This window comes from Flavihumibacter sp. CACIAM 22H1 (assembly GCF_001601815.1).
In the GTDB taxonomy this organism is placed as follows: Bacteria; Bacteroidota; Bacteroidia; order Chitinophagales; family Chitinophagaceae; genus Flavihumibacter.
Window position 1 is genome coordinate 1 of the sequence record NZ_LUKG01000041.1, and the last position, 15,051, is coordinate 15,051.

Below are 15,051 nucleotides of genomic sequence, written 5' to 3' on the forward strand. Positions count from 1 at the left end.
ACTGGGCATTCGTCACCTCATGGCTATCCATCCAAAATCCCTTTACTTTTACATGGTGGGCAGGCCCTTCTTCCTCCCAGGCCATCTGATCATTGGATCCCATTAAAAATTGCCCGCCAGGAATCCAAACCATTCCGGCCGGCGCTTCCCCGGGAGGCTGCGCACCATCAACCTGATAAGCGTTGCTACCCCCAGCCAACACCTCCTGCTTTTCGCGAAAAAGAAAAAACCAAACCCCCAAAGCGGCAAAAAAAGCCAATACTGCTAGTGCGGCAAGTCTGGCAATCGTTTTAATCATAGTACGAATTTACCAAAAAAATAAGCCGCCTGGGCGGGTCCCAAAGGGTCCATTTCCCAAACGGCCTGTTAAGCGCAGTAGCGTCCGTTCTTACACAACTACCAGCTCATAAAAACTTTCGGGTTGCAGGTATTTCCGGGCAAGCTGCTGTAATTCCTCCGGTTGAATGGTTTTGATGGTTTTTATACTTTGGTAAAAATAATCTTCCTCCAATCCATTCAGAACTATGTTCTTCCAGCGCCCGATGATATGAAAAGGACCGTCCAGGTCACCCAGGATCGACCCCATCAGGTAATTCCGGACCAGCATCAGCTCTTCTTCTTCCACCAGTTCATCTCTCAGATCGGCCATTTCATTATATATTTCAAGAATAGCGGCTTCACACACGTCTTTTCCAGCTTCGGTGCTCACCACCCAGGCCGATTGCTGTACATGGTTCTGTAAATAGGAATAAATGCCATAGGTATAACCTTTGTCCTCGCGGATATTATTCATTAATCTCGACCCGAAAAACCCACCCAGGATTGCATTTAAAACCTGTGCACCGAAAAAATCGGGATGGTGGCGATTGGGAAAATCGCGCGCCAGCCGGATGGCTCCCTGTACGCCATTCGGATCATTTACAACCCGGTATTTCCGTTCCAACGCCGGTAGTACCGGTTTCACCGGAACTTCAACCACTCCCCCATGCAGGGGCAGGTCACCAAAGGCTGTTTCCAACTGTTCAAAAATGGTAGCCGGTAGTTTCCCTGCAACAAAAAGTATACACTTGCCCGTACGGTAATAGCGGTCGTAAAAAGCAATCAAATCAGCTCTTTCCAATGCCGCCAAATCTTCAAAGCGGCTATAGGTGCCATACGGATGCTCAAAGCCAAAAAGGTATTCATCGATTAACCGATTGGCTACAAAATCGTTTTTTTTCAAATTAACCTCCAGTCGCTGCCGGCTGTTTTGCTGGAATAACAGCAATTCCTCTTCCGGAAAATTGGCATCTGTGAGCAATTCCCGGACCAGGGGCAGCAAGCGATGCAGGTGTTTCGTAAGGCTATGGAGTGTAATAGAAGCTGTTTCATTGTAACAGGCTCTGGCCAAACTGGCCCCATAATAATCTACCTGTTCATTAATGGCAAAGGCTGATTTCTGTGTAGTGCCATTTTTTAGCAGGAAATTAGCCGCTGTTGCTACCATTCGCTTTTCTTCATAACAGTTTCCTGCAAAAAAGATCCACTCTATCTGGATTAACTCTTCTGCCCCTGCATTCACCGCATATACCTCTACTCCATTGCGTAGAACATATTTATCATACGGCTTCAATTTCAGGTCAAAGTCTACTGCGTCTTTTATCGGGGGCGCTATTTTTCGATTCATAAAGAAAGAGGGTGAAAGCTTGTTTTCACTTTCACTGGTTATTTTTTGCTCTATAATATAATGTGTGACTATTTTTCTCTTCAAAAATCCGGCGGCTTAGTTCAACCAACTGGTCAGCTGTTACTTCGTTGTAGCGCGACAGCTCGGTATTCATCAGGTTAGCATCTCCTAATAATTCATAATAGGCTAGGCTGGCGGCACGGTTCATTACACTCATATCCTCAAAGGCCATGGTGCTTTCCGTTTTATTTTTAACCTTTTCCAGTTCCATGGCTGTAACACCTTCGTTCATGAGTAAGTCCAGCTGCGCCTGTACCGCCAGTTCGGCATCTTCCGGCCGAACGCCTTTTACCAGTTTTCCATCGATGCAAATCAGTCCGGCGTCTGTGGAACCAAAATGATAACAGTCAATATTAGTAAACAACTGCTTTTCCTTAACAAGGGATTGGTATAACCGGGAGGAAGCTCCCCCGCCAAGGATATCCGTAATTAAATCTGCCACATAATAGTCGGGATCAAGCCTCGCCGGCATATGCCAGGTTTTCAAAAATGCGTCTACCGGAACATCGGCCGTAATATCCATTCTGCGGGCAACCTGCTGTTCCAGCTCCTGCGGAACCGTTCGGTTGTATTTATCGCCTGCCGGGATATCTCCAAACCATTTCACAGCAAGTTCGTACACTTGTTCCGTTACTACATTCCCCGCTACCACCAGGATGGCATTGACAGGGTTATAGTGTTTTTTGAAGAAATTTTTTACGTCATCCAGGCTGGCTTCTTCCACATGCCTCAGTTCTTTCCCGATCGTCATCCAGCGATAGGGATGATTTTCATAGGCCATCTCCCGCATTTTAAACCAGATATCGCCGTAAGGCCGGTTGATATAATGTTCCTTAAATTCCTCGCAAACAACTTTCCGCTGAACATCGAGGCTTTTTTTGCTGAAGGCCAGGCTCAGCATCCGGTCACTCTCCAGCCAAAAGGCGGTTTCTATATTGGCCGAAGGCAGCTGGCAATAATAATTGGTGAGGTCATTGGTGGTATAAGCGTTGTTTTCGCCACCGGCTTTCTGCAATTCATCATCGTATTCCGGAATATTAATACTTCCTCCGAACATCAGGTGTTCAAAAAGATGGGCAAAACCGGTACGCTCGGGGTCTTCATCCCTTGCTCCTACATCATATAATACATTCACCACTGCCATTGGAGTACTGTTGTCTTCATGAACAAGTACTCTTAAACCATTTGGCAGAACAAATCTTGAAAATTGAATCATGGTGCAAACTTAACTCAAAAGACTTCATTTCTTCCGTTTGAGTATACTACCCACTTTCATGTAGAGTTCTTCCAGGTCTCCGTCGGCTTGCCTCACCACCAGAAATTTTAAGCGGACGCCGGTTTGCTGCAGCATACTCCTGTAGGCCTGGATGTTCCGGCTCATATTATTATCTACCGCTATGATAATATCGCCTACTTTGAACCCCGCATTTTCAGCCGGGGAACCGGGCATTATATCGGTGACGGTAACCTGCCCATCGATAAAATAGAACCCCAAACCCGTATAGGCATAGTCAAACGCTTCCCGGAAATGCCGGTTAGGAGTCAGGTAAATTTCACGACGCTCATAATTCAGGATAACATTGAAGCGGCGGAGCAGATCGTTTCCAATTAAACCGCCCAGGTAGGGATAGGAGGTAACATTAAATTCGTCTTCAAAAATAAAGGTTGGTACCCGCCTGAATTTATAGGGGCCAATTCTAAGCTCTTTGGTAGTGGTCAGTTTCATAAAGGTTTTACCCCCCAGGCCTTCTGCCTGTGTTGTCCAGAACTTTTTCTTCTTACTGAAAACACTGCTGTCGGTTATAAAATCTTCTGTAAGGAGAAGAGACAGGCCGGCGCCGGTATCAAAAAAGAACCGGGTATTGATCTTTGTTTCTTCCCGGATGCGATTGGTTGTTACCGGTATGGTTGCCAGATTAGGGCGTATCATAAACCCGCCTTTGGGATACCTGATGGACCCCTTGGTATATACAGAGATGCGGTTGGTATCATAATCCAGTTTTACAATATATCTTGAAAAAAAGCTATATCCTATAATACCATCGATATGTTCACCATAAACACTGGTCAGGATTTCATAATCATTTACATGGAAATGGAGGCTATCGACCGTTAACCCGGGAAAATGGAGGGAATTATTATAAGAGAACCGTACTTTTTTAACGCCGGCAATACCCCTGATGGTGCGGTCGGTAGCTTCTGTCGGAATTTTCAACCGATCCACCGTACTTGAATCCAGGGATATACCTCCGCTACCGGTATCTAATATAAACGTAAGGGAATCAGGGTATTGGTTCAGTTTCGCACGCAGGGTAACCACCCCTCCGCTATACATCCGGAAACCGAAACTGGTAATATGCTGCGCCGGCGGCTGGGAAAAATATTCCTGCGCAGCCAGGGGCCAGGCAAAGCTGGTCAGCAGTAGTATAGTAAGCAGTGTAGTTAGCAGGTTACGCACTCAATGAATTTACAATCAAATTAAGTGCTGTCCATACCAATTGGCACAAATAATTTACGCCTATCCAACCTTCACCGCCTAATTTTGTTGGTCATAATGGACTAAAATCGCATCATGCAATTAGCTGAACTGTACCGTAAAGCACTGAATTTTGAATTCCTGACTATTGAAGAGGCTGTTTTCCTGTTTCACCAGGCACCTTTAGCCGATTTAATGCAGGTAGCAGATACGCTCCGAAAAATTCAGGTACCCCATGGAAAAGTTACCTGGATCATTGACCGCAATATGAACACCACCAATGTTTGTATTGCCAATTGTAAGTTTTGCAATTTTTACCGCATACCCGGGCATGCGGAAGCGTATATCACCGATATTGATACGTATAAGCTTAAAATTGAAGAAACCTTTAAATATGGCGGCGAACAGTTGTTGTTACAGGGTGGTCATCATCCCGAACTCGGGCTGGCTTATTATGTAGATTTATTTAAACAATTGAAGCAACTGTTTCCGGCGCTTAAATTGCATGCTTTGGGCCCGCCGGAAGTTGCACATATCTGCAAGCTGGAGAAAAAATCGCACTACGAAGTACTCAAAGCCCTGAAAGATGCGGGTATGGATTCCCTGCCGGGCCCGGGTGCAGAAATTCTTGTAGACCGGGTTCGCCGGCTTATCAGCAAAGGAAAATGTGGTTCACAGGAATGGCTGGATATTATGCACGAAGCGCATAAACTTAACCTGACTACCTCCGGCACCATGATGTTTGGTCATGTTGAAACTATTGAAGAGCGGATGGAGCACCTGGTGAAATTAAGAGCGGTACAGGCAAAAAAACCGGATGGTGTAAAAGGATTTGTTGCGTTTATTCCCTGGACTTTCCAGGATGTGGATACCCTGCTTACCCGGATTCGGGGCGTGCATAACCTTACAACTTCCGAAGAGTATATCCGAATGATTGCCATCAGCCGGATTATGTTACCTAATATCAAAAACATTCAGGCCAGTTGGCTGACGGTGGGTAAAGAAGTTGCCCAGCTTTGTTTACAGGCAGGTGCCAACGATTTTGGCAGTATTATGATAGAGGAGAACGTGGTAAGTGCTGCGGGGGCGCCACACCGGTTTACTTATAAAACCATCCAGGCAGCTATCCGGGAAGCCGGATTTGAACCACAACTCAGAAACCAGCAATATGAGTTCCGGGAACTGCCTGCACAGATACAGGAGCAGGTGATAAATTATTGAGGAAAGGGAGAAGGGGGAAAGACAACACAGTTCTCCCTCCTTCTCCTTCCTCCCTTTTCTCACTTCCACTTCAGGTGTAAGGAAACAATATTCGACTGCAGGGTATTAGACCTGGTATAATGTCCGTACCTGAGTTCAATGCTGTTGAAGTGCTGAATTCCCAGTACTCCGTTTGGCGGTGCAAGCCGTATACCCGTTCCAAAGAAATGACTGGTAAATTTTGACAAATCAAAATTGCTGCTATAGAATTCCTTGCCAGGAGCATGTGTAAGGTAAGGCGCAAAATAGTCTATCCCGGTTTGCTGGTAGTAGCGGTAAAAGGGTGAAACAGAAAAAAATGGATTTATTTTGACCGAAGTTTCCAGGCTGGCGGTATGCGCTCGTAGTCCCCAGTTATCAAAATAATAGCGGTAGTAAGATCGGAGCACTAAGCGGTCTCCGGCAAAATAATTAGCGCGAAAGCCCAGTGGAACTTTAAACCGGCTGTCTGGCAATCGCTCCACATGAACGGTTCCATTTGTAAAATAAACCCGGTTAAAGGGGAGCGATAAATAGCCCTTTTGTTGCACCAGGTCCAGCAAAAACGCTAGTTGAAACCGTTGGTTAATAATTTGCGACCAGGAGGTAGACAGGCTATAGGAGTTTCTGCTATCAGTGCCGCGTTTCAGGGGATCCGGGGAATTGCCGTCTCTTAGTTCAATAGGGTAAATAAGGCGCACCTGATCAAGATAAACCTGTCCTTTTACGGTAAGTTCCCCCATTTTATTGGCTGTTTTTTTAGAGCCATGCAGGTTAGCGCCTATGGAGGTATAATCGAATTCGCCACTGTAGGAGAGCCCTCCTCCCCATTCGGTTCCTTTTTGTTCGTTTTCGCGGCTAAACGAAAAAGACGGATAAATCCGGGTATCTGAATAGGACGCCGAACTAACAGTTTTGGGGTCAATCTTATCAGAGGACGCGGATGTATAGTGATCTAATCCGATATCTGCCGACCAGGTTTGTTTACGGTTTAAATGATCATAGCGGATCAGTTTTACTTCCAGGGAATTGGAAATATCGGTTAGTTTTTGGGAGCCGATACCGCCGGTTACAGCGGCATGATCTCCATCCTGGTGATAATAACTGGATACGAGGTTAATTTCATCGATCTTTAGTTTACGGGATCGGTAACTGCTGTCCGGGTTCGATTGTGAAAAGGCAGCGAGTAAACCAATATACAGTCCAACGACTGTCAGGCATATTTTTTTCATTCAATACGGTTCTTACTTGATAAACTTAATTACATCCGCAGCCGCCCCCTGATTTGCCTGCATTGGCACCCGAAGCGCCTTCCCGGTAGGATTGAAAACTGAGTTCGGTCTTTTCAATTTTCCGGTTGCTTAATATCATTTCCGCGTCGTTCAGGCGATTTTTTTGGAACTCCTTTACTACCTGGCAGCCGCTGGTTCCTACCAGCAGCAGCAATACCCACCCTGCGTTCTTGCTCATATTAATTGTATATTTCTTGTTGTGTGAAGCCGATTATTTTCATCAATTACCAACGCAGCAACTTGCTTCATCTGGTTCAGAAGATCAAGTCCTACTGTTTTACCCATCACCATTACCGGTGTGGCAAGTGCATCTGATAATTCGGCATAGGGGCTGATGATGGTTACACTTTTGATGCCACTTACCGGCATACCGGTTCGGGGATCAATGGTATGCGAATACCGTTTTCCACCAATTTCCACGAACTTTTCATAATTACCCGAGGTGGCCACCGACATATCGGTTATATTGATATAAGAAAACAGGTGGTTGGCGGCTCTTGGATCGGCAATGCCAATGGTCCAGGGTTCACCGTTTTCCTGTTTACCCCAGGCAGTTAAATCGCCGGACGCATTTACGATACCTGTTGTTACGCCCTCTTTTACCAAAAGTTCTTTAGCGCGGTCTGCGGCATAACCTTTTCCAATACCACCGAATCCGATCCGCATTCCTTTTTCTTTCAGGAAAACCGTTTTGTTCAGGGGGTCCACTTCAATATTCTGGTAATTAATCAGGCGAACCGACTTTTTGGCCAGTGCAGGGCTTGGAAGTTTTTTCATGTTCAGATCAAAATTCCAGAGGCTCTTATCCAGGGAGCCATAGGAGAGGTCAAATGCGCCCTGGGTCAGGGTCGAAATGCGCTGTGCCCGTTGAATTAACGCCAGTACTTCTCCCGAAACCTCTACCGGTGCCAGCCCGGCCATTTCATTAATCCGGTTGGTTTCACTATCGGGTTGAAAGGTGGTCAGCAGCGCTTCAATTCTCCTGATTTCGTCCACTGCAAAACGGATCAATTCTTCGGCGCGCTCCGGATCGGGTTCCTGGATCGTGAGTTCAAAGCGATTACCCATTAATTTGAGCGCGCGTTTTACTAGGGTAGTGCTTTTCTCCGGAAGGGTGGTTCTGTTATTCATGGGTCAGTTCTCGTAATTCATTTAATAATCCTGCTGCCTGGTTGGGGGGAAAGCCTTCCCAGCTTTTAATGATCCGGCCGTTTTCATCCAGCAAAAGGGTAAGTGGAAAACTGCCTTTATTGTTGTATTGCTCCGCCAAGCGATCATTTTTTAACTGCTGCTCTTTAGACAATTGATTCTTTTTCGATCGGGGAAAATCAGCCCTGACCAGGATCAATTTTTCTGAGGCAAATTGTTCAAAATCAGCAGATTGAAACAGTTCCTTGGTAAGTCGGATACAGGGGCCACACCAGTCTGATCCGGAAAAATTCAACAGTATTTGTTTATGTTCCTGCTTCGCCTGGGCCTGGGCAGATGGAAAATCGGAGAGCCATACCAATCCATTTAAATGGGTCATTAACAGGAATAACAGCGAGGAGAGCATCATATTTTAATCGAATTTTAATCTAAATCTAATGTTATTCTAATTTCAATAAGTGACAATCATCACCTTCGGGTATGATTTTATCATTTTTAATACAACTTTTAAGATTTAAACCACGTCTGATTGGACATGACTAAGGAAAGTTCAAAAACACCCTCGTTGCTAGTATGCCTTGTGCTGGATGCCGTGGGTTATTTTACGTATGCGTTGCCGGTGTTAGGGGAGTTTGGAGACCTGGTTTGGGCACCGATATCCGGACTTTTGTTCTTCCGGTTATTTGGCGGGTGGAAAGGCGCCGTTGGAGGGGTTTTTGCCTTTGCGGAAGAGCTCTTACCATTTACCGATTTCATCCCCAGTTTTACCCTGGGCTGGCTGGCAAGGCGCTTGTTCAACCCTGTTCCAACCGGCACATTGCCGGTGTGAGCCCTCAGGCTGCGAAGGGGTGATTTTTGGAGCTTGATTTGCGGTTCGTGAATCGTTTGTCCAACTGTTCCACCACAAGAGCAGCGGCTCCCATTATTTCTGCATCCTTATTGAGGTCGGAAACAGATAAATGGGTATAGGCAGCAAGTCGGGGAATACAATAACGATTCAGGGCCTGTTGAATGGGGGGTAATAAAAGTTTACCGGCAGCCGCTCCCCTACCGCTGAATACCACCTGTTCGGGGTTCATTATATGTACCAGTACGGCAATACCCCGGCCAATATTATAGGCAACATCAGACAATAGTTCAACGGCCAACTGATCGCCCCGGTTGGCTGCATTGATCACCATTTTACAGGCTTCTTCAATATCATCGGGCAAAAATTTTATACTGGTAACTCTTCCCGACCGCATACCTTCCTGTGCTTTGGCAACCATTACTTTCAGGGATGCTTCGGTTTCAAGACAACCGCTTTTCCCGCATTCGCAAAGTTTGTTATTATTAAAAAGGGGAATATGGCTGAATTCACCGGCAAAACCATTATACCCTCTGAACAGGGAGCCATTTAAGATCATACCCAGCCCAATTCCCCAGGAAATATTGATAACCATTACATTGCTTTTGTTGAGGGCGTCTCCGGCTCTTAACTCAGCCAGGGCAATTAAACTGGAATCATTGTCAATAAAAACCGGTAATCCCAGTTCTTTTTCCATTTTTTCATGCAAGCTTTTACCCTGGTTATCGAGGTAGGAATAATTGACCCCTTTGGTTATATCGATAAAACCCGGCATTCCGATACCAACACCCTGAAGTTTTTCAAAGGGCACTGAAATTTCGCGGATATAGCTGCTGATCAATTGCACCAGTTCATCTAATGCCTGGGGATTTTCACTGAGTACCAGGCTGAACCTCCGTTCATTGATCCGTTCAAAATTCTGCAGGTCTACCAGGGCAATTTTAGTAACCAGTTGGTCCATAGCAACTGCAATCGCATACATTCTTCCTGGGGTAAGGGCATAGGTTTGCGGTCTTCGTCCGCCAGTTGAAGGGGCATATCCTTTTTCAATGATGACATCTTCCTCTACCAGTTCATTCAGCATGCGTACCGTTAAAGGCAGGCTTTTTTGCATCCGAACACTTATTTCCGATGCAGAAAGCATTTTCCCAAAGCAAAGTTCTTTCAGGATTCTTGCCTTGTATACTTCAGATTTTGACGCCATCGTTTATAATATATGCGATGAACAAAAGTAGCAGGGATATTACCGTTTAATATCCCTGCTAATTATATACCATTAATTCTGATCCCAGAAAATTTTTGTAGTCAGGTTATCAGCAGCTCTAACTGCCTCATAATTTTCTGCATTATAAATTAACTCACTTCCAGCATATACCCATCTGTACGGGGGTTGTTTCTGAACATTGGAGTTATCCACTTCAAAGCTAAGGGGAATTCCATCTAATCTTCTCATTTCCGCCCAATTATCTAGTGGTTGAACAACATTAAAATGGATCCATTTCTGGTAGGCAATCAATTTCAATTTATCTGCGGTAGTGGCGGCAGCATCCCAGCTAATAGCCGGTTTTGCCAGGTAATCGGTGATCTCGGTTTCGGTAACCGGGGAAAGAGCACCGGATGTATTATCATTACTTAGACTGCGAACGCCAAAATAAAATTCAATCGACTGGCGGATTGCGGTTTCATACGCCGTTTTTGCTGCTGCGGTATTGTTGTTTTTCAGGTTGTATTCCGCAGCTATCAGGCTTACTTCTGCAGCGTTCATTAATATGCCAGGGAAAAACTGGTTACGGCTCAGTGTGGAACGATTGTAAATTGAAAGGGTTCCGGTTGCAACCAGTTCGGTTTGTGCACTAGCAGTCAGCATTGGATCCAGACCTGTATAATTTCCGGCAGCATTTACACCGGGTTCAAAAATTGCGCGCAACCGGGGGTCGGCATTGGCTTTAAGATGATCGATCATCACCTTACCTGCCAGATTTCCATCCCAGTCTTCCAGACCACTACGGAATCCGGAAGAGTTAAGCGGTGTGGAAAGGTTATAGACATCAATCTGAATATTCCTGTTATTAGCAGAAACGATCGGAAACTGGGCCGGGTTACCAAGAATTTCAGCCGACTCCGAAGTGGATCTTCCGGTAAAGGCCGCTACACCCGACACTCTGCTAAGCATGCGTAACCGTAATGAATTACAATAGGCCTTCCACAGAGAAAGATCGCCATTGTTAATGAAATCCTGGTTTTTAAACCCGGTTAAAATACCAGCAGGTACAGTTAAGCTGTTAAGTTCTGTAGCAAACCCTTTCAGATCATCCAGCATTTTGGTGTAAATGGCTGGAGCCTGGTCATAACTTGGAAGAGATTTTCCATAGTCACCGCCATTTCCACTCAGATTTCCTGCATTGGTAAACGGAATATCTCCATGTAAATCAACTACACGCTGGGTATGATCATATAAATAAATGGTAGCTGCTATCTTAAAAATCCGGTAGGCTGTTTTATCAGCATCTGACAACTTATCATAGATGAGTTCGAAGTTGCGATACTGCGATAATAAGTTGTAAAAATTATTCCAGCGGTCATTGATACTGGCAGCTCCGGGAACATACTGGCTATTAGAATTTACCCAACCAACCGATTGCGTATACCGGTTTACCGAAGTACGAAGCACAACAAAATAATTCCAGTAACTCGGTAAAACATATTCCCGGTTCGTTACTAAAAAGCCGGCGAATTGTTTTTCTACTGTAGATGTATTGATCTTGGATGGATCAGGGTAACTTTCTGCAAAATCTGATTTGCTGCACGCACCCAATCCTGCCAGGAGGGTGACTGCTATGATGAATCGTAGTTTGTTCATAAAAATCGTTTGTTAATACTGAATAAATCAATTAGAAACTAGCTCTAAGCATTATACCAATTGTGCGGGTAGATGGGTTGGTACCAACATTTGTCAATGACTGGAACCATCTTGAACCTGCAGTGGTTTGTTCTGCATCGATATGTTTCAGTGTACGATAGATGTAAAACAGGTTTCTTCCAAAAACGGATAACTGGATTTTGTTAGCACCAATTTTAGCACTGATTTTCCCTGGAATAGCATACGCAATAGACAGTTCCCTGAATTTTACGTAACTGTTTTCTTTGATGTAGAGTTCGTACCTGGTATTGGGACTGTATTGCGGTCCGCCCCAGTTATAAACAGTCCAGAAATAGTTAGCAGAGGAAGTAATATAATCATTCTTCGTACCGTCGGCCTTCACACCATCCAATACCATACCGTCATTATAAACCTTTTCACCATTCGGGCCAGCGTTGGCACTGGTTAGAAAACGTTTTCCGCTTGCATCCTGATAATAGCTCAATCCGCCGCTCTCTTTATCCATAAACTGGGTACTTTCTTCCAGCAAACCACGGCTTATCATCCAGTTGATAGCAGTTGGCATTACATAACCACCGTAGCGAAAATCTATCATCGCATCCAGTGTGAACCCTTTAAATGAAATGGTATTAAAAATACCGCCGGTAACTTTTGGCATAGCGTTACCAATCTTTACCATTTTATTGGGATCTACTTTGTACAAGCCATTCGGGTCTACGATCTTCTGTCCTTTTTCATCGGTAGCAACCGGGTGTGCATAAAAATCGCCCATTGGCTGACCTACTACTGATTTTAATTGTGCCGCATTTCCATCATAATCTGCATGCAGCAATTCAGAGGAACCATTTGCCAGTTTTTCCACCACGTTCCTGTTGAAAGCAAAGTTGATACCTGCATCCCAACGGAAATTGCGAGATCTTACGGGGTTGCTGGTGATACCAATTTCCACTCCCTTATTACGGAGTGTTCCGATATTGGTAAGTACAGACGTAGCGCCGGATGAAGCAGGAATGGTCAATGGAAGGATCTGGTCACGGATTTGTCCGTTATAATAGGAGATATCGAATCCCAGGCGCTTATCATACATGCTTACCTGTAAACCGAACTCGATTTCGTGTTTTTCCTCGGGACGTATATTGTCATTACCGAAGTTCGATGGCAATGTAGTGTAAAGAATGGGTTGTCCGCCAACCGCCTGAACACCTAATGTATTCTGATCATAGGCAATATTAGCGCGGTACAGATCGGGGTAGTTTCCTACAATACCCCATGATGCGCGAATTTTTGCAAAATCAATTGCTTTCGGCAGGTTAAACAATTCAGATAGTACCAGGCTGCTGTTTACTGAAGGGTAAACAAAGCTATTGTTATTAGGATTCATGGTAGAGGTACGATCACGACGTACAGTACCTTCTACAAACAGCATGCTTTTGTAATTGGCGTTGACCGTACCGATAAATGCATCCTTTACAATGGAATACCTGCTTGAACCACTCCAGGGAGTGTTTACAGAAGCAGCAATATCAAAAAGGTTTTCTGTACTCAGACCACCATCTGTTCCTCTTGAAACGGTAGTACCATTTTCGTTGGTTGCCGTATACCCACCCATAACAGAAAGTTCCAGGTTTTCATTGATCTGTTTGGAATAGGTCAGCAGGAGGTCGCCGTATAAGATGGAACTGGTGTAATTACTAAGACTGAAGCCTCCTGAGTAACCAAAGGCTAACGGACGTTCTGTTGTTTGCCTTGCTTCGGTTCTCATGGAAGTAAAGTCGGTAGACAGTCTGGCACGCAGGCGAAGGTCTTTCAGAATCTGCCAGTGGTTGGTAAGGCTGGCAATTACACGATTACTTTTTTCTGTTTCGCGGTGCTCTTTCACTCTCCACACATAATCGCCCAGGTCTCCTTTAAATCCATTACGGATAATATTTTCCTCCGGTGTTAAGCTTTGTCCGCTACCGGTTACAAAACGATAACCTTTGCTGGTTTTGTATTTGTCCAGGTACCATTGAGCATGTTCAAAACGACCGATCATGCCGGTGAAATTATTCATCAGGCGATCGATGGAATACGGACGGTTTTTGGTTTCCTGATTAATGTAATTGATCATGATATCCGTAGTCCATTTCTTTCCTAACCGGAAACTACCATTTAGGTTGGCGATATTTTTGGTATTGTCTGCGCCCAAACTAACCCCCTGGTTGTTTTGCCTTGTCATGGAAAAACGAACGTTGGAATTTTCGCTGGCATGTGACATGGCTACGGTTGCGTTGGAGTTATGCGCGGTCCGGAACAATCCCTTATAATTGTCTTTCTGCGCTTCGTAGGGGCGGATTTTTCCGTCCCAGGCCATGGTGGGTTTACCATCAAATTCAGGTCCGAAGTTAATGCTGTAGCCAAGTACACCTCTTGTTTCTTTAACCCCGTCTCCATCTACATCGTAGTAAATAAACCCTTCCGCATCCTGTCCGCCGTTGTTTACAATGAGCGGCGCACCCGGCCCTCTTCTATTCTGGTAGTTTGGTAAGAACGCTACATTGTCCTGGCTATAGTTGGTACTTACATCTACGTTAAACCCTTTTTTACCTTTCCCGGATTTGGTAGTGATCAAAACAACACCGTTTACCGCTTCTGAGCCATAAAGGGCGGCGGCCGAAGCGCCTTTAAGAATGGAAACGTTCTCAATATCTTCCGGGTTAATGTCCAGTAAGCCATTACCTCTTAAGCGTTGATCGCCCCAATAATTGCCATTGTTTACTTCTCCTTCACGGATGGGTACACCGTCCAGTACAATCAACGGCTGATTTTTTCCGGTAATAGAGTTAATACCCCGGATATTGATGTTAACTGCACTGGTAGCGCCCCCCGGAGTTGCTCCGATGCGAACCCCTGGTGCTTTTCCATACAATGCCGTAGCAAAGTTGGGGCTGCCGCTTTCCGTCAGCTTGTCGGCTGAAATCGTTGAAACGGAATAACCCAGCGCTTTTTCTTTTTTGGAGATACCAAGGGAGGTCACCACTACTTCGTCCAATGATTTATCGGAGCCGGTAAGGGTAATTGCTAAATCACCCGGGTTGGAAGTACCGACTTCTACCGAGGGATAGCCGATAAAGCTGATGATGAGCCGGGCATTTTGTGCTACAGAAATGGTAAAGGTTCCGTTGTCTGCAGTAAAAACACTGTTTGTGGTGCCTTTTTCCGAAATAGTAGCGCCGGCTAGTGGCTGACCTTTATCGTCGCGCACCGAACCGGAGACATTTTTTCTGACCTGGGCCTGTAAATCAAGATTACAGCATAAAATTCCCAGCCATAAGAGCAATAGTTGACTTGCTTTTTTCATAGCAGTTGTTTTGGGTTAAAAAAAAAAGAGATAGTGTTTTGGTGGTTTTGTTAAAAATCTGTTAATCAATCAGTTGTCAAATCATCATTTATGCCATTTTT

Annotated in this window: 13 protein-coding genes; 2 read left to right on the plus strand and 11 right to left on the minus strand. The window is 45.0% G+C overall.

The window, feature by feature from the left end; genetic code table 11:
* The 4 genes from A1D16_RS12340 to A1D16_RS12355 all read right to left on the minus strand — a co-directional run.
* Positions 1–298 (minus strand): SUMF1/EgtB/PvdO family nonheme iron enzyme (locus tag A1D16_RS12340; protein ID WP_290709891.1); only part of this gene is annotated, 298 nt, incomplete at its 3' end.
* 90 nt (positions 299–388) lie between these two features.
* The gene (locus A1D16_RS12345) at positions 389–1,666 is read right to left on the minus strand and encodes a pitrilysin family protein (protein ID WP_290709893.1); all 1,278 of its coding nucleotides are present in this window, start codon (positions 1,664–1,666) and stop codon (positions 389–391) included.
* Between the two features lie 31 nt (positions 1,667–1,697).
* Entirely contained in the window at positions 1,698–2,942 is a 1,245-nt protein-coding gene (locus tag A1D16_RS12350; RefSeq protein WP_290709895.1) for a pitrilysin family protein, read from the minus strand.
* Positions 2,943–2,966: 24 nt separating this feature from the next.
* Entirely contained in the window at positions 2,967–4,184 is a 1,218-nt protein-coding gene (locus tag A1D16_RS12355) for an aspartyl protease family protein (RefSeq protein ID WP_290709897.1), read from the minus strand.
* Positions 4,185–4,298: 114 nt separating this feature from the next.
* On the opposite strand from A1D16_RS12355, the gene mqnC reads away from it, so the two are divergent.
* A complete protein-coding gene (gene mqnC / locus A1D16_RS12360; protein ID WP_290709899.1) occupies positions 4,299–5,423 on the plus strand; it encodes a cyclic dehypoxanthinyl futalosine synthase in 1,125 nt (374 codons plus the stop codon).
* A gap of 59 nt (positions 5,424–5,482) precedes the next feature.
* On the opposite strand, the gene A1D16_RS12365 is transcribed toward mqnC, so the two are convergent.
* From A1D16_RS12365 to A1D16_RS12380, 4 genes are read right to left on the minus strand one after another with little or no spacing between them, the layout of a single operon-like run.
* Positions 5,483–6,673, minus strand: coding sequence for a DUF3570 domain-containing protein (locus tag A1D16_RS12365; protein ID WP_290709901.1), 1,191 nt, complete (start codon positions 6,671–6,673; stop codon positions 5,483–5,485).
* Positions 6,674–6,698: 25 nt separating this feature from the next.
* On the minus strand, positions 6,699–6,911 hold the full coding sequence (locus A1D16_RS12370) for a DUF4266 domain-containing protein (protein ID WP_290709903.1): 213 nt from the start codon (positions 6,909–6,911) through the stop codon (positions 6,699–6,701).
* The gene (locus A1D16_RS12375) at positions 6,908–7,864 is read right to left on the minus strand and encodes an FAD:protein FMN transferase (protein WP_290709905.1); all 957 of its coding nucleotides are present in this window, start codon (positions 7,862–7,864) and stop codon (positions 6,908–6,910) included. The genes A1D16_RS12370 and A1D16_RS12375 overlap by 4 nt, the downstream gene beginning before the upstream one ends.
* Positions 7,857–8,291 (minus strand): thioredoxin family protein, encoded by a 435-nt coding sequence (locus A1D16_RS12380; RefSeq protein WP_290709907.1) that lies wholly within the window; start codon positions 8,289–8,291, stop codon positions 7,857–7,859. Before A1D16_RS12380 ends, A1D16_RS12375 begins: the two co-directional genes overlap by 8 nt.
* Positions 8,292–8,417: 126 nt before the next feature.
* Between A1D16_RS12380 and A1D16_RS12385 the strand changes: the two genes are divergently transcribed.
* Positions 8,418–8,711: a hypothetical protein gene (locus tag A1D16_RS12385; protein ID WP_290709909.1), complete on the plus strand. Its 294-nt coding sequence runs from the start codon at positions 8,418–8,420 to the stop codon at positions 8,709–8,711.
* A 4-nt stretch (positions 8,712–8,715) separates the two neighbouring features.
* Here the strand turns inward: A1D16_RS12385 and A1D16_RS12390 are convergent, their stop codons facing one another.
* From A1D16_RS12390 to A1D16_RS12400, 3 genes are all read right to left on the minus strand, one after another.
* Complete coding sequence (locus A1D16_RS12390) at positions 8,716–9,933, minus strand: ROK family protein (protein WP_290709911.1); 1,218 nt, start codon at positions 9,931–9,933, stop codon at positions 8,716–8,718.
* 72 nt (positions 9,934–10,005) lie between these two features.
* Positions 10,006–11,589 (minus strand): SusD/RagB family nutrient-binding outer membrane lipoprotein, encoded by a 1,584-nt coding sequence (locus tag A1D16_RS12395; protein WP_290709913.1) that lies wholly within the window; start codon positions 11,587–11,589, stop codon positions 10,006–10,008.
* Between the two features lie 31 nt (positions 11,590–11,620).
* Positions 11,621–14,950, minus strand: coding sequence for a SusC/RagA family TonB-linked outer membrane protein (locus tag A1D16_RS12400; RefSeq protein WP_290709915.1), 3,330 nt, complete (start codon positions 14,948–14,950; stop codon positions 11,621–11,623).
* Positions 14,951–15,051: the final 101 nt, after the last annotated feature.

Bases quoted from the DNA above. Each gene is read 5' to 3' on its own strand.
- A1D16_RS12345 (WP_290709893.1), bottom strand. From the start codon at position 1,666: ATGAATCGAAAAATAGCGCCCCCGATAAAAGACGCAGTAGACTTTGAC.
- A1D16_RS12390 (WP_290709911.1), bottom strand. From the start codon at position 9,933: ATGGCGTCAAAATCTGAAGTATACAAGGCAAGAATCCTGAAAGAACTT.
- A1D16_RS12375 (WP_290709905.1), bottom strand. From the start codon at position 7,864: ATGAATAACAGAACCACCCTTCCGGAGAAAAGCACTACCCTAGTAAAA.
- A1D16_RS12400 (WP_290709915.1), bottom strand. From the start codon at position 14,950: ATGAAAAAAGCAAGTCAACTATTGCTCTTATGGCTGGGAATTTTATGC.
- A1D16_RS12395 (WP_290709913.1), bottom strand. From the start codon at position 11,589: ATGAACAAACTACGATTCATCATAGCAGTCACCCTCCTGGCAGGATTG.
- A1D16_RS12385 (WP_290709909.1), top strand. From the start codon at position 8,418: ATGACTAAGGAAAGTTCAAAAACACCCTCGTTGCTAGTATGCCTTGTG.
- A1D16_RS12380 (WP_290709907.1), bottom strand. From the start codon at position 8,291: ATGATGCTCTCCTCGCTGTTATTCCTGTTAATGACCCATTTAAATGGA.
- mqnC (WP_290709899.1), top strand. From the start codon at position 4,299: ATGCAATTAGCTGAACTGTACCGTAAAGCACTGAATTTTGAATTCCTG.
- A1D16_RS12365 (WP_290709901.1), bottom strand. From the start codon at position 6,673: ATGAAAAAAATATGCCTGACAGTCGTTGGACTGTATATTGGTTTACTC.
- A1D16_RS12350 (WP_290709895.1), bottom strand. From the start codon at position 2,942: ATGATTCAATTTTCAAGATTTGTTCTGCCAAATGGTTTAAGAGTACTT.
- A1D16_RS12370 (WP_290709903.1), bottom strand. From the start codon at position 6,911: ATGAGCAAGAACGCAGGGTGGGTATTGCTGCTGCTGGTAGGAACCAGC.